This is a genomic window from Mycobacterium sp. SVM_VP21, assembly GCA_024758765.1.
Lineage (GTDB): Bacteria > Actinomycetota > Actinomycetes > Mycobacteriales > Mycobacteriaceae > Mycobacterium > Mycobacterium heraklionense_C.
Genome location: CP101406.1, coordinates 132,828 through 146,137, shown reverse-complemented (window position 1 = coordinate 146,137; position 13,310 = coordinate 132,828). Strand labels below are relative to the sequence as shown.

Sequence of the window (13,310 nt, the reverse complement as noted above, 5' to 3'; positions counted from 1 at the left end):
CCGTGACGCGACCGCGGGTAGTCATAGCGGGGCTGGGCGACAGCGGGGTTCTCACCGCGATCCGGCTGGCCAAGCACGCCGATGTCGTCGGCGTATCGGTGAAGCCCGCCCTGGTCAGTGGCCAAGAACTCGGCCTGCGACTGTCCCGCCCGCAGCAGTGGGCGCGAGACTACTGGCTGCCGTTCGACCGATTCGCGCGGCTGGACGCGGTGCGCACCGTGCACGGCGCGGTGACCGGCGTCGATCTCGATGGTGGAGCTCTGAGGGTCGCTTGCGCCGACGGCGCCACCCGCGACGAGCTTTTTGACGCCCTGATCATCTCGACCGGAGTCAGCAACGGCTTCTGGCGTCAGCCCACGACACAGTCGCCCGGCGACGTCGCCGCGGAGCTGACCGAGGCGCACGCCCGACTGGCGGCCGCCGGATCGGTCATCGTCGTGGGCGGCGGTGCCGCGGCGGTCAGCAGCGCCGCCAACATCGCCCGCACCTGGCCGGCTAAACGAGTCGATCTGTACTTCCCGGGCCAGCGCCCACTGCGTGAGCACCATCCGCGGGTTTGGCGCACCGTCGAGACCAGGTTGGCCGACGCCGGTGTGGTGCTCCATGCCGAACACCGCGCGCTGGTCCCCGAAGGATTCGGGTGCGACCGCATCACCGATGACCCGGTTCGCTTCAGCACCGGTCAGGACCCGGCCTCGGCTGATGCCGTGTTGTGGGCGATCGGGAAGGTGCGACCCAACACCGATTGGTTGCCGACCGAGCTGCTCGACGATGCCGGCTTCGTTCGGGTGCTGCCCGACCTGCGGGTTCCCGGGCATTCGACGGTGTTCGCGATCGGCGACGTCGCGGCGACCGACCCGCTGCGCAGCTCAGCCCGCAACCGGGCGGACGGCCTGCTGGCCCATAACGTGCGGGCCGCCCTCACCGGCAGGCCGCTCCGGCACTATCGGCCACCAACCAGGCGTTGGGGTTCGGTGCTGGGGGCTCAACCCGAGGGCCTGGAGGTGTTCGCGCCCTCTGGGCGCGCGTTCCGGTTCCCGGCCTGGTCGATCGACCGGGTGCTGCTTCCCTGGATCGTCCGGCGGGGCATCTATCGTGGCGTGCGCCCCAACGATCCGCTGAAAACTGCCAGAATTGATAGATGACTACACCGGCATTCTCCGATGTGTACCGGGAAAAGTATCTGCTGCTGACGACGTTCACCAAGGACGGCAAGCCCAAACCCACCGCGGTGTGGGGGGCGCCCGCAGGGGACAAGCTCTTGGTCATCACCGACGACGGGTCGTGGAAGACCAAGCGGATCAACAACACTCCGCGGGTCACCATCCAAAAGTGCGGCGCACTCGGCAAGCCCAAAGGCGATCCCGTTGAGGCGGTGGCTCGGGTCCTGCCCAAGTCCGAGACCCGGCGGGTCTACGACGCCGTCGTCAAACGGTATTGGTGGCACGCCTGGTGGTTCGTTCCGCACTCGCTCGTGCGCGGTGGAATAGACAAGGTGCACGTCGGCCTGGAGATCACCGCCGTACCCACGAGCGGCTAGCTGTCAGGCGAACTCAAGCAGCGTGTAGGCGCCTCGAACGTTCTTCATCGGACCGCACTGCCAGAAGGCCGGAAACAGCGTTCCGAAGAACAGGCCACGCCCCTTCGGTATCGGCACATCGTGCACGGCGCTGATACCCGGCACCGTCTGGGTCAGCCGGGCGAGCTGACGCGCCGACAGGCTGAACGGCATCGGGGGCACGCGGTAGTGCCTTGATGAACGCATCCCGCGCGGAGCCACTCTCTTGACCAGGGTCGGTGGGACATCGAAGAACATCTGACCGCCGGGGAAACGTTCGGCGCACGCCGCGATGAGGTCCATCGCCTGGCGCGGCTGCAAATACATCAGCAGACCTTCGGCGGTGATGAAGACGCCGGCGCTGGAATCGACCTGCGTCATCCAGCTGTAGTCCAGCGCAGATTGCGCCAGGTTGGTGACGCGCGGTGACCTCGGCAGCAACCGTTCGCGAAGCCGCATCACCGGCTCCAAATCCACTGACACCCAATTGAATCGCGCATCTGGTATGGCACTGCTCAAGCGCCAGAAGCTGGTTTGGAAGCCTTCGGCAAGCGCGACCACCGTCGCTTCGGGGTGCTCGCGCAGATAGGCCGTTGCGCATCGATCGACGGCCAGCGACCGTAGCGCCATCTCCTGGCCGCGACGTCCGAACTTGTCGAAGTCGAACGCGATGGACTCGACGAGTCGAATGGCCTCCGGGTCGTCGATGATGGCGTGGGGGTGGGCGGCCTGATATGCGCGCCCGTTGAGCGTCATCAGGGCGGTTTCCGAAACTCCATTGAGCGCACGGGCGTCGACTTTGGATTCGGCTGGACGGTCCATCGCGCCCATGGTATCGGAGCAGGCCACTGGGCCGGGCTGGCCCGTCTAGGGTTTCAGCGCTGGCAGCACCCGTTCGACCAGCAGTTGCAGGCTCTGCCAGCCCTCGTCCAACGGCAGCCCGCCGATCAGCGGGTGCAGGGTTACCCCGGTGCGGCCGGCACGACACTGCGCCACGAGCTCTTCGGGGGTCAGCACCTCAACCTTGTTCGCGCGGCGCAGTTCGTCGACGGTTGCGACCGGGCTCTCATTGGGGCGAGGCACGTCGGCCACCGCCCACGAACTGTATTCGGCCGCCTCGTGCATGAAGTAGTCACCGCAGCGAGCCCACGCGGCTTCCGGGTCGGTGGTCAGATGCGTCACGGTGTTGCCGTTCGGCGGGCTGAACACAAAACCCTGTTTTCCGTTGCGGGCCAGTTCATCCCGATATACCTCTTCGATCTCGGGCATCGGCATCGGCGGGGAGAAGGGCAACCCGAATCTGGCGGCCCGGCGGGCGGCAGCGGCGCTCATCCCGCCGATGAAGAACACCGGATGCGGCTTGGTGTACGGCTTGGGTGTCACATCGATCAGCTGGCCGTGATAGTCGAACGGCTCGTCGCCCCAGGATTTGAGCAGCACGTCGAGGCATTCGTCCATCAAGCGACCCCGTCGCCGGAAGTCCTTGCCGACGGCGTGGTATTCCGTTGGGCGGTAACCGATTCCGGCTACGAAGCTGACCCTTCCGGCCGACAGCTGATCGAGCACCGCGATGTCCTCGGCGAGGCGCACCGGGTCGTAGAGCGGGATCAGCAGTGCGTTTATGCTGATGCGGATGTTGGTGGTGCAGCCCGCGACGGCGGCGGCCATCAGCAGCGGTGCGGGCAGCCAGCCGGTGGCCGCAAGATGGTGCTCTTCGCAACCGACGGCGGTGACTCCGTTGGCGTCGGCGTAGGACGCCATCTCCAACGCCGCCCGGTATCGTTCGCCGTTTCCGGCACCGGGGACGTTGGTCATGTTCACGCGCAGGGCGCTCAGCAGTGGCATGGGATTGGTCGGTCACCTCCTGGGCGCCACCGTAGCGTACGAAATGATCAATCGATTGATTATGTCGGCGTCCCGCCGTTAGCCTAGGGATTGTGACCGGTGCTCTGACTCAGCTACTGATCGACGGAGCGCTGGTCGCCGGTGGTGGGGGCACGTTTGACACCATCAACCCGGCCACCGAAGAACCTATCGGTGAGGCCTCCGATGGTGACGCCGCCGACCTCGACCGTGCCATCGCCGCGGCCCGGACGGCGTTCGACTCAACGGACTGGGGCCGTGACACCGCACTGCGAGTGCGCTGCCTGCGTCAGCTGCGCGACGCGCTCAACGACGAGATCGAGACGCTGCGTGAGATCACCATCGCCGAGGTCGGGGCACCCCGGTCGCTGACCTACCGAGGTCAGCTGCAGACCCCGGTCGATGACCTGAGTTTCCCGGCCGCCACCGCGGAGAGTTATCCCTGGCAGGTGGACCTTGGGGTGGCCGCCCCGATGGGGATCACCACTGCGCGCACCCTCGTGCGGGAGCCGTTCGGCGTGGTCGGCGCGATCACGCCGTGGAACTTCCCTCATCAGGTCACGTTCGCCAAGATCGGGCCGGCGTTGGCGGCGGGCAACACCGTCGTCCTCAAGCCGGCACCCGACACCCCCTGGTGCGCAGCCGAAGTCGGCCGGATCATCGCCGAGAAGACCGACTTTCCGCCCGGAGTGGTCAACATCGTCACCGCATCCGACCACCGCATCGGTGCCCAGCTCGCCCAGGACCCGCGAGTCGATGTGGTCTCCTTCACCGGCTCCACGGCAACCGGACGCTCGGTGATGACCGCTGCCGCGCAGACCATCAAGAAGGTGTTTTTGGAGCTCGGCGGCAAATCGGCGTTCGTGGTCCTCGATGACGCCGACCTGGCCGCCGCCTGCACGGCCGCGGCGTCGACGGTGGCGATGCACGCCGGGCAGGGGTGTGCACTGACCACCCGGCTGCTGGTGCCGCGGCAACGCTACCGCGAGGCGCTCGATATCGTGGCCGCCGCGATGTTGCGGGTCGCGGTGGGTGACCCCAACGATCCGAAAACCCTGTGCGGACCGCTGATCTCGGCGAAGCAGCGAGACCGGGTGCAGTCCTATCTGGATCTGGCGATCGCCGAAGGCGGGACGTTCCACTGCGGCGGCGGCCGACCGGCCGGACTGGACCGGGGCTTCTTCATTGAGCCGACGGTGATCGCCGGGTTGACCAATAACGCCCGGGTGGCCCGCGAAGAGATCTTCGGCCCGGTGTTGGTGGTGCTGGCCCACGACGGGGATGCCGACGCGCTGCGCATCGCCAATGACTCGCCGTATGGGTTGTCCGCCACGGTGTTCGGGTCTGTGGAGCGCGCCGCCCGAATGGCGTCGCGACTGCGCGCCGGGACCATCAACGTCAACGGGGGCATGTGGTACTCCGCCGATGTGCCGTTCGGGGGCTACAAGCAGTCCGGGGTCGGCCGGGAAATGGGACTGGCGGGCTTCGAGGAATACCTCGAGACCAAAGTGGTGGCCACCGCGGTACCTGGAGCGCAACACTGATGGCCGGGCCTCCCGACCCGCAGGTGCTGGAGGCGCTGCTGGCGATGCGCGACGGTGCCGACACGGCGCCGCCGCCGCAGGTGGGCGATGTCGCCGCCCGGCGGCGCAATGCCGGGCACATGTTCAAACAGGTCTTGGCGTCGCGGCCGCCGACCACCGGCGTCGAGACCCAAGAGTTCTCGCTGACCTATGACGGCGGCACCCTTCCGTTGCGCTGGTATCGGCGAATCGGCGCTGATCAGCCCGGCAGTGCCGCGTTGTATCTGCACGGCGGCGGAATGATCCTGGACTGGAGCCACCTGGGGCCGCTCTACGACGCGGCGGTGCGCGGCTATGTCGCTGCCTCCGGGGTGCCGATGCTGGTGGTGGACTACCGGGTCGCCCCGGAATTCCCGCATCCGACTCCGCTTCAGGACTGCTACGCGGCATTGTGCTGGCTCAGGGATCATGCCGGCGAGCTGGGTGTTGACGCATCCCGGCTGGCCGTGATGGGCGATAGCGCCGGCGGGGGACTGGCCGCGGGCGTAGGCCTGCTAACCCGCGACCGGGGCGGCCCGGCGATCGCGGCTCAGCTGTTGATCTACCCCATGCTCGACGACCGCACCCGCGAGGCAGGCGCCGCGGGCGCCACGCTGCTCACCTGGAGCTACGACGACAACGCCACCGGCTGGTCAGCGCTGCTGGGCGACGATGGCGCCGACGGCTACGCCGCGCCGGCTCGAGCCGGCGACCTGGCCGGTCTGCCGCCGACGTACGTCGATGTCGGCGGGCTGGACATCTTCGCGCCGGAGGACGTCGCCTTCGCGCACCGGCTGATCGCCGCGGGGGTCCCCGTCGAGCTGCACGTGTACCCCGGCTGCCCGCATGCGTTCGACCTGCTGGTGCCCGATGCCGAAGTGTCGCAACGGGTTATCGCGCACCGAGTGCGGTATCTGGCGGGGTTGTAGTCGCTCCGAAGAACCTGCGTAGCGCCGCCTCGTCACCGTCGATCTCGACCAGCGCAGCCACGTCGTCACAGGACAACACACCCGCCGCGAGGCCGAGAACGATAGGCGCCTCGGTGTGCAGCACGGCATCAAGCGTGCGTCCGTCGGGTTCGCCGACTTCGATACCGGATGCGGTGGCCCGCAGTTGAACCATGCCGCCGTCCACGGCGACTCCCACTGCCAGCGGTGCGCCCGCGGGCACGCGATCGGCGAACAGGGCGGGCAGCGCCAACCGCAGCCACTCGGCGCGGAATTCGTCGCCCTGGGGGCCGCGGATCATCAGCGGCGTCGACCAGCGGACCAACGCGTAGATGGGCTCGCGCAGCTGCGCGCCCCAGGGGGTCAGGGCGTAGGTGAGCGCCTTGCCGTCGTCGGACAATCGCCGCTCGAGGACGCCTGCGGTCTCCAGATCGCGGAGCCGGTCGGTCAGCAGGTTCGTCGCGATCCCGGACAGCCCGTCGCGCAAGTCGCGGTAGCGGGCCGGGCCCATCAGGAGTTGGCGGACGATCAACAGATTCCACCGGTCGCCCACCACATCCAGGGCCCGGGCAAGTCCGCAGTACTGACCGTAGTCTCGACTCATCACCATCTACTTGCTAATTTAAAGTGTACTTGACTATATCAAGTCAGCTAGGGAGATGGACATGGCAGTCGCAGAACGCCCCGCGTGGGTCGACGACACATTGTTCCCGTTCGAGAGCCGGTTCCTCGACATCGACGGCCATACCGTCCACTACGTCGACGAAGGATCGGGACCGGTGCTGCTGTTCCTGCACGGCAACCCGACCTGGTCGTTCGACTATCGCAAGGTCATCGAAGCGCTGCGGACGAACTTTCGGTGCATCGCCGTGGACTATCCGGGGTTCGGCCTGTCGTCGGCGGGCCCGGGATATCGGTATCTGCCCACCGAACACACTCGGGTGATCGGCGCGTTCGTCGACGCGCTCGCCCTGAGTGCCATGACCTTGGTGGTGCACGACTGGGGTGGCCCGATCGGGCTGGCCACTCTGCAACAACGCCCCGAGATCTTCGACCGGCTGGTGCTGTCCAACACCTGGGCCTGGCCGGTCGGTACTCCGCTGATCCAGGTCATGTCCCATGTGATGGGCGGCCCGATCGGGCGCCTGCTGATCCGGCAGTTCAATCTCTTCGTCAACGTCATGATCCCCATCGGGCACCGACTGACCAAGCCCACCGGCGACGAGATGGCCCACTATCAAAAGGCCCTGGACAGCCCCGCGCGGCGAGAGGCGTCGGCGGTCTTTCCCCGCGAGATCACCGCTAGCCGTGCCTTTCTCGCCGAGCTGGAAGCCGGGTTGCCCGCCATCGCGGGGCTCCCAGCGCTGATTATCTGGGGCGACGGCGACTTCGCCTTCGGCGACAGTGAACTGCGGCAGTGGGAGCAGACGCTGACCAACCACCAGACGGTCATCGTCAAAGGTGCCGGTCATTTCGTTCCCTCCGACGCCCCCGAACAATTCGCGGCAGCGATCCGCGGCTGGCATCCGGGGGCATAGTGGCCTACGACGCCCAGCTGGTGGCCCGGGTGCGGGAGATATTCGCGGGCGACGGTCCGCCGGTGCTGGAAAAGGCGATGTTCGGCGGACTGGCATTCCTGGTCGCCGGCAAGATCGCGGTCGCGGCCATGGCCGGCGGGCTGCTGGTCCGCGTGGGCACCGCGCGTGCCGAACAGCTGCTGAAAACCACGGCGGCCCAGCCCATGGAGATGGGTGGGCGGACCATGCGTGGCTGGGTCCATGTCGATGGCGAGCACGTCAGTTCTCGGCATCAGCTCGCCCAATGGATTGACATCGGGATCGCCGCCGCGGCAAGCGCTTAGATCGCAGGCGCTTAAAACAGCGTGCCGCGCAGCAGGTCTTCGGCGCAGCGCAGGGTGGCACGGTAGGCGTCCGGTGACAGCTGCGCTGCCTGCTCGGTCAACCCCCGCGTCAACGCGTAGATGGCATCCGCGGCGCCATCGCTGTCGACGTCGGTCGCCAGCGACCCGCCGCGTCGCGCTTCGCCGACGACCTCGCCGATGACGTCGCGCAATGGCGAGACCCCGCCGGTGGCGCGTTCGAACGCGGCCAGATAGGGGTGGTCGTGGCTCAACCGATCGGCCTCGGCAAGCACCGCGGCAAGCTGATCCGCCACGGTGCCGCTGCGCTGCGCCGCGGCATGCAGCCGGGGCAGTGCGATCTCGCGGGCGGCGGCCACGGTCGCCGCCATCAGCTCATCCTTGTTCGGAAAGTAGTGGTACAGGCTGGCACTGGTCATCTCGGCGGCGGCCGCGATCTCGCGGATCGTGGCACCCGAACGGCCGACCTCGGCGACGCGCCGGATCGCTGCGGTGATGATCCGCTGGCGGGTCTCTTCGCTGCTGGTTCCAGCCGGCCGACCCCGCGGCGACGTCAGGGGCATGATGACCTCAGATTAGTCCGCCGGCGATCCGGCGGGTCAACACTGCGTCGGTTGCCCAACTCCGGTGTCGACGGCTGCGAGGATGTGTCTATGTCGACTCCGCAGCTGGGCCGCCCGGTCGGCGCCGACGGCGGCCAGACCCGGCAGCGGATCATCGCCGCCACCATTGCGTGCGTGGCCGAATTGGGCTACGCGCGGACCACGATCCGTCAGATCGCGCGCACGGCGGGTGTCACCAGCGCCAACCTGTACAACTACTTTCCGAATAAGGCCGAACTGGTGGCGGCCGCGATCGCCGCGCGGGCCGAGATCGCGTTGCCGCGACTGCGGCGCGCCGCGCAGCGGCCCGGCACGGTCGTCGATCGGATCGAGGCCGTGCTGGACGAGTCCGGCGACCTCATGCGCGAACATCCCGATCTCGCCACGTTCGAGTGGGCGATTCGCGCTCAGAACGCCGTCACCGTGTATCCGGGCGAGACTGGAAGCGAGGGGCTCGCGGCGCTGCGCGACATCATCACCGGGATCGTTGATGACGGCGATCGTCGCGACGCCACCGGGGCGCGGCCGGCGATCGAGGTGACCTACGCCCTGGTCTATGGCCTGACCGAGTTGGCGGCGACCGGATCTCCGGAGGCCTATCACGCGGCGCTGGCCGCCGCGAAGCGCCTGATCAGGGGGACGCTGTTCGTCACCCATTGATATGATCAACTGATTGATTATATGCTGAGCCGGTTGCTGGGCTGGCTTTGCGGCGTTCCGGAGGTGCCTGATAGTGACCGACGTCCAGGATCTTCAGGCGCAGGACTTTGATCCGAATGCCCTGCGCGACAAGTACACCCGGGAACGTCAACGGCGCCTGCGAAACGACGGGATCGACCAGTACGTCGAGGTGGCGGGCCACTTCGCCCGGTTCGCGCAAGACCCGTGGGCCGACCCCGGGTTCACCCGGGCGCCGTTGTCCGATGAGGTCGACGTCGCGATCGTCGGAGCCGGTTTCGGCGGACTGTTGACCGGAGCCCGACTGCGCGAGCTCGGTGTGGGAAGCATTCGGCTGATCGACAAGGCCGCCGACGTCGGCGGCACCTGGTACTGGAATCGGTATCCCGGCATCGCCTGCGATGTGGAGTCCTACGTCTACATGCCGCTGCTGGAGGAACTCGGCTACGTGCCGACCGAGAAATATGCCAAGGGCCCGGAGATCTTCGCGCACTGCCAGCGCATCGCCCACCACTACGACTTGTACTCCGATGCCTGCCTGCAGACCGAGGTCACCGAAGTACGTTGGGAACAGGCCACGTCACGCTGGGTGATCACGACCAATCGTGGCGATGCATTCCGGGCCCGATTCGTCTCGATGGCCAATGGCTACCTGCAGAAGCCGAAGCTGCCGGGCATTCCCGGCATCGACGAGTTCGCCGGGCGCACCTTCCACACCAGTCGCTGGGACTACGACTACACCGGCGCTGACCTGGATCGGCTGGCCGACAAGCGGGTTGGGATTATCGGCACCGGTGCTACCGCCATTCAGTGTGTGCCGCGACTGGCCGAGGCGGCCGGGCACCTCTACGTCTTTCAGCGCACACCCTCGACGGTGGACGTACGGGGCAACCGGCCCACCGATCCGCAGTGGGCAGCCGAGCTGGCGCCGGGCTGGCAACAGCGCCGGATGGAGAACTTTCAGATCCTGACCGCGGGCGGCCAGGCCGACGAGGACCTGGTCGACGACGCCTGGACCAGCCTCACCAAGCAGATGCCGATCGTCAACGAGGGTGGCCCGAACGCCGCCGAGATGGCCGACTTCGCCAAGATGGAGGAGATCCGCGGCCGCGTCGACGCGCTGGTGGACGATCCGGCCACCGCCGAGGCACTCAAGCCGTGGTACGGCTACTACTGCAAGCGGCCGTGCTTCCACGACGAATACCTGCAGGCCTTCAACCGCGACAACGTCACCCTGGTCGACACGAAAGGCCGCGGTGTCGAGCAGATCACCGCTTCCGGCGCGGTAGTCGACGACATCGAATATCCCTTGGACTGCCTGGTTTTCGCGACCGGCTTCGAGGTAGGCACCGACTATTGCCGGCGCACCGGCTTCGAGGTCATCGGGCGCGACGGCGTGACCCTGACCGAGAAGTGGGCCGACGGCGTGCGCACCTTTCACGGCCTGCACGTGAGCGGCTTCCCGAACTGCTTCATCGAGAGCATCGCCCAGTCCGGGTTCACGGTGAACTTCCCCTATCTGATCGACACCCAGTCGCGGCACGTCGCGTGGGTGATCGCCCAGGCGTTGCAGCAGGGCGTGGCCGCGCTGGAGGCCACCGAGGACGCCGAACAGGGCTGGGTCGATGCCGTGGTGGCGCGTTCCGACGTCATTGCCGGGCGGCGCGAGACGTGTACGCCGGGCTACTACAACCGTGAGGGCCACGCGAACGCACGGCTGCGCCAGGACAGTTTCTTCTTCGGCAGCCCCACCGAATACGCCGACATCTTGGCCGCGTGGCGGGAATCCGGCAGCTTGGAAGGGTTTACCATCACCGGATAGCCGGAGCTAGAGGCCGAAGTCGATGACGCCCCTGATCAATTCGCCGCGGGCGAGGTCTGCGTAAGCCTCGTTGAGGTCGTCGAGCCGGTAGCGCTTGGTGATCATCTCGTCGAGTTGCAGTCGGCCCGCATCGTAGAGCGTGGCCAACAGTGGGATGTCGGTCCGCGGGTTGCAGGAGCCGAAGACGGTGCCGCACAGCGTCTTGTTCATCAGCATCATGTCCTGGGGATCGATGCTGGTCCGCGTGCCCTGCACCGCCATCCCGGTCAGCACACAGGTCCCGGCCTTGCGGGTAAGCCGCAATGCGTCCTCGACATCGGAATCGGTGACGACGGCGGGGGACACCACCACCGCGTCGGCCATCACCCCGCGGGTCAGGTCGCGGACTAGCTCGAAGGCCTCGGCGGCGCTGGCCGCGGTGTGCGTGGCGCCGAACGTAGCCGCCGATTCCCGCTTGAAGGCAACGGGATCCACCGCGACGATCCGGACGGCGCCGTTGATGCGGGCTCCCTGGACGGCGGCCGTGCCGATGCCGCCCACCCCGATGACCACCACGGTGTCGCCACCACGCACACCGGCGCGATACGCCGCCGAGCCGTACCCGGTCGGCACTGCGCAGGCCAGCAGGGCCGCGGGAAGCAGGGGCAGGTGCGGGTCGATCTTCACCAGCGAGGCGGCCGAGACCACGGTGTGTTCGGCGAACGCGCCGATCTTGGAGACATGAGCCAGATCCAGGCCGTCGCAGCCGTGATGCCGGAAGGTGCCGTCGGTGGGCATTCCGGGCAGCATCGTTCCCGCTCCGGCATCACAGATGTACTCCATACCCGAGGAACACCAACGGCATTGACCGCAGACCGCGACAAATGACGTCACCACATGATCGCCGGGGGACAGTCCCGTAACGCCGTCGCCGACCGCAGCGACCACCCCGGCGCCTTCGTGGCCGCCGATCGTCGGCGCGGTGGGAGCGCTCTGCGTCGGCGGGGCCAGGTGGCCCTGACGGATGTGTTCGTCGGAATGGCACAGGCCCGCTGCGGCCATGCGCACCAAGACCTCGCCGGCGCGCGGCGGATCGAGTTCGAACTCCTCGACCGACCAGGGGCCACCGTAGGTTCGCAGGATCGCGGCGCGACTTCTCATCTCGCCGGGCTTACCGGTCCGGCAGCGCGTGCTCGATGATCGGCCGGCGTGGCTGCGGGTCCCGCAAGCGGCGCTTTGCGGCCAGGTACACCTGGGCGGTCTCGTCGGCGACGGTGTGCCAATCGAAGTCGGAGCTGAGCCGCTCCCGGGCGGCGACGGCGCGGTGCTGGGCGGCGGCCGGGTCATCGAGCACGTGGCAGACGGCCGCGGCCAGCGCCGGCACGTCGCGCGGCGGGCAGGACATACCGGTTTCGCCGTTGATCACCGCCTCGCCCAATCCGCCCACGTTGGCCACCACCAGCGGGGTTCCGGCGGCAGCGGCCTCCAGCGCCGCCAGGCCGAACGGTTCGTAGTGACTGGGCAGTGCCGCAGCGTCGGCTCGGTGCAACAGTGCCAACAGCTCGTCGTGGTCGACCCGGCCGATGAACCGAGTTGCCTTGAGCACCCGGTTCTTTCGGGCGCACTCGACCAGCCAGTCCTGCTGCGTGCCGTCGCCGGCGATGGTCAGCGTGGTTCCCGGGTGGGCCCGCCGAATCCGCGGCAGCGCCGCAATGATGTCGTGCACGCCCTTCTCGTATTCGAGTCGCCCGACGAACAGGATCTCCGGTGGGCCGCTGCCGGACTGCCGAGGGGCGAACGGCCACCGGCCGGCGTCAATACCGTTGCGGATCACGGTGGTTTCGGCCAGTCCGGGACCGAACAGGTCGGTGATCTCATCCCGCATCGAGGCCGAACAGGTGATCAGCGAATCGGATTCGCGGACCAGCCACGACTCCACCGCGTGCACCTGACGGCTCAACGCCCCAGATACCCAGCCCGAGTGACGTCCGGCTTCGGTGGCGTGAATCGTGGAAACCAAAGGCACATCGTAGAATTCGGCGAGCGCAATGGCCGGGTGTGCTACCAGCCAGTCGTGGGCGTGCACCAGATCGGGGCGCCACACACTTTGGCCGCCGTCGATCTTGAGCGACAGTCCGGCGCGGACCATCGAATGACCCATCGCCAGCGTCCAGGCCATCATGTCTTCGCCGAAGGAGAACTCGTGCGGGTCTTGGGCCGCGGCGACCACCCGCACGCCTTCGCTGATCTCGTCGGACGACGGGTGCGTACTCGGGTCGGTGCCATAGGGACGCCGGCACAGAACGACGACGTCGTGCCCGGCGGCGGCCAGCGCGGTCGACAGGTGATGGACGTGCCGACCCAGCCCGCCGATCACCACCGGCGGGTATTCCCACGACACCATCAGGATTTTCACGCGG

Annotated in this window: 14 protein-coding genes; 8 read left to right on the top strand and 6 right to left on the bottom strand. The window is 67.6% G+C overall.

From position 1 onward, the window contains the following. Positions 1–2: 2 nt before the first annotated feature. Together NM962_00745 and NM962_00740 are read left to right on the top strand one after the other, a co-directional pair. Positions 3–1,145: an FAD-dependent oxidoreductase gene (locus NM962_00745; protein ID UVO12730.1), complete on the top strand. Its 1,143-nt coding sequence runs from the start codon at positions 3–5 to the stop codon at positions 1,143–1,145. Then, positions 1,142–1,540 (top strand): PPOX class F420-dependent oxidoreductase, encoded by a 399-nt coding sequence (locus NM962_00740; GenBank protein ID UVO12729.1) that lies wholly within the window; start codon positions 1,142–1,144, stop codon positions 1,538–1,540. Before NM962_00745 ends, NM962_00740 begins: the two co-directional genes overlap by 4 nt. Positions 1,541–1,543: 3 nt before the next feature. Here NM962_00740 and NM962_00735 read toward each other — a convergent pair whose 3' ends face one another. Beyond that, positions 1,544–2,380, bottom strand: a complete 837-nt coding sequence (locus NM962_00735; GenBank protein UVO12728.1) for a class I SAM-dependent methyltransferase — start codon at positions 2,378–2,380, stop codon at positions 1,544–1,546. Between the two features lie 45 nt (positions 2,381–2,425). Continuing rightward, a complete protein-coding gene (locus tag NM962_00730) occupies positions 2,426–3,403 on the bottom strand; it encodes an LLM class flavin-dependent oxidoreductase (protein ID UVO12727.1) in 978 nt (325 codons plus the stop codon). 92 nt (positions 3,404–3,495) lie between these two features. Here NM962_00730 and NM962_00725 point away from each other — a divergent pair, with 92 nt between their 5' ends. Both NM962_00725 and NM962_00720 read left to right on the top strand, forming a co-directional pair. After that, on the top strand, positions 3,496–4,965 hold the full coding sequence (locus tag NM962_00725) for an aldehyde dehydrogenase (GenBank protein UVO12726.1): 1,470 nt from the start codon (positions 3,496–3,498) through the stop codon (positions 4,963–4,965). Beyond that, complete coding sequence (locus tag NM962_00720; protein ID UVO12725.1) at positions 4,965–5,912, top strand: alpha/beta hydrolase; 948 nt, start codon at positions 4,965–4,967, stop codon at positions 5,910–5,912. The genes NM962_00725 and NM962_00720 overlap by 1 nt, the downstream gene beginning before the upstream one ends. On the opposite strand, the gene NM962_00715 is transcribed toward NM962_00720, so the two are convergent. After that, complete coding sequence (locus NM962_00715; protein UVO12724.1) at positions 5,875–6,534, bottom strand: helix-turn-helix transcriptional regulator; 660 nt, start codon at positions 6,532–6,534, stop codon at positions 5,875–5,877. The two genes, NM962_00720 and NM962_00715, sit on opposite strands and share 38 nt — an antisense overlap. 61 nt (positions 6,535–6,595) lie before the next feature. Here NM962_00715 and NM962_00710 point away from each other — a divergent pair, with 61 nt between their 5' ends. Then, a complete protein-coding gene (locus NM962_00710; GenBank protein UVO12723.1) occupies positions 6,596–7,468 on the top strand; it encodes an alpha/beta fold hydrolase in 873 nt (290 codons plus the stop codon). Next, positions 7,468–7,791 carry a TfoX/Sxy family protein gene (locus tag NM962_00705; GenBank protein ID UVO12722.1) on the top strand — a complete coding sequence of 108 codons (324 nt, stop codon included), beginning with the start codon at positions 7,468–7,470 and terminating at the stop codon, positions 7,789–7,791. The genes NM962_00710 and NM962_00705 overlap by 1 nt, the downstream gene beginning before the upstream one ends. Before the next feature lie 11 nt (positions 7,792–7,802). On the opposite strand, the gene NM962_00700 is transcribed toward NM962_00705, so the two are convergent. Then, positions 7,803–8,372 carry a TetR/AcrR family transcriptional regulator gene (locus tag NM962_00700; GenBank protein UVO12721.1) on the bottom strand — a complete coding sequence of 190 codons (570 nt, stop codon included), beginning with the start codon at positions 8,370–8,372 and terminating at the stop codon, positions 7,803–7,805. Positions 8,373–8,462: 90 nt separating this feature from the next. Between NM962_00700 and NM962_00695 the strand changes: the two genes are divergently transcribed. Beyond that, positions 8,463–9,071, top strand: a complete 609-nt coding sequence (locus NM962_00695) for a TetR/AcrR family transcriptional regulator (protein ID UVO12720.1) — start codon at positions 8,463–8,465, stop codon at positions 9,069–9,071. Positions 9,072–9,144: 73 nt separating this feature from the next. Beyond that, the gene (locus NM962_00690) at positions 9,145–10,911 is read left to right on the top strand and encodes an NAD(P)/FAD-dependent oxidoreductase (protein UVO12719.1); all 1,767 of its coding nucleotides are present in this window, start codon (positions 9,145–9,147) and stop codon (positions 10,909–10,911) included. 6 nt (positions 10,912–10,917) lie between these two features. Here NM962_00690 and NM962_00685 read toward each other — a convergent pair whose 3' ends face one another. Next, positions 10,918–12,051 carry a Zn-dependent alcohol dehydrogenase gene (locus tag NM962_00685; GenBank protein ID UVO12718.1) on the bottom strand — a complete coding sequence of 378 codons (1,134 nt, stop codon included), beginning with the start codon at positions 12,049–12,051 and terminating at the stop codon, positions 10,918–10,920. A gap of 10 nt (positions 12,052–12,061) precedes the next feature. Beyond that, the gene (locus NM962_00680; GenBank protein ID UVO12717.1) at positions 12,062–13,306 is read right to left on the bottom strand and encodes a glycosyltransferase family 4 protein; all 1,245 of its coding nucleotides are present in this window, start codon (positions 13,304–13,306) and stop codon (positions 12,062–12,064) included. Positions 13,307–13,310: the final 4 nt, after the last annotated feature.

What these genes read in the sequence shown, in the direction of transcription:
- NM962_00740 (UVO12729.1), top strand. Translation starts at nt 1,142, where the DNA reads ATGACTACACCGGCATTCTCCGATGTGTACCGGGAAAAGTATCTGCTG.
- NM962_00735 (UVO12728.1), bottom strand. Translation starts at nt 2,380, where the DNA reads ATGGACCGTCCAGCCGAATCCAAAGTCGACGCCCGTGCGCTCAATGGA.
- NM962_00730 (UVO12727.1), bottom strand. Translation starts at nt 3,403, where the DNA reads ATGCCACTGCTGAGCGCCCTGCGCGTGAACATGACCAACGTCCCCGGT.
- NM962_00720 (UVO12725.1), top strand. Translation starts at nt 4,965, where the DNA reads ATGGCCGGGCCTCCCGACCCGCAGGTGCTGGAGGCGCTGCTGGCGATG.
- NM962_00715 (UVO12724.1), bottom strand. Translation starts at nt 6,534, where the DNA reads ATGAGTCGAGACTACGGTCAGTACTGCGGACTTGCCCGGGCCCTGGAT.
- NM962_00710 (UVO12723.1), top strand. Translation starts at nt 6,596, where the DNA reads ATGGCAGTCGCAGAACGCCCCGCGTGGGTCGACGACACATTGTTCCCG.
- NM962_00700 (UVO12721.1), bottom strand. Translation starts at nt 8,372, where the DNA reads ATGCCCCTGACGTCGCCGCGGGGTCGGCCGGCTGGAACCAGCAGCGAA.
- NM962_00695 (UVO12720.1), top strand. Translation starts at nt 8,463, where the DNA reads ATGTCGACTCCGCAGCTGGGCCGCCCGGTCGGCGCCGACGGCGGCCAG.
- NM962_00685 (UVO12718.1), bottom strand. Translation starts at nt 12,051, where the DNA reads ATGAGAAGTCGCGCCGCGATCCTGCGAACCTACGGTGGCCCCTGGTCG.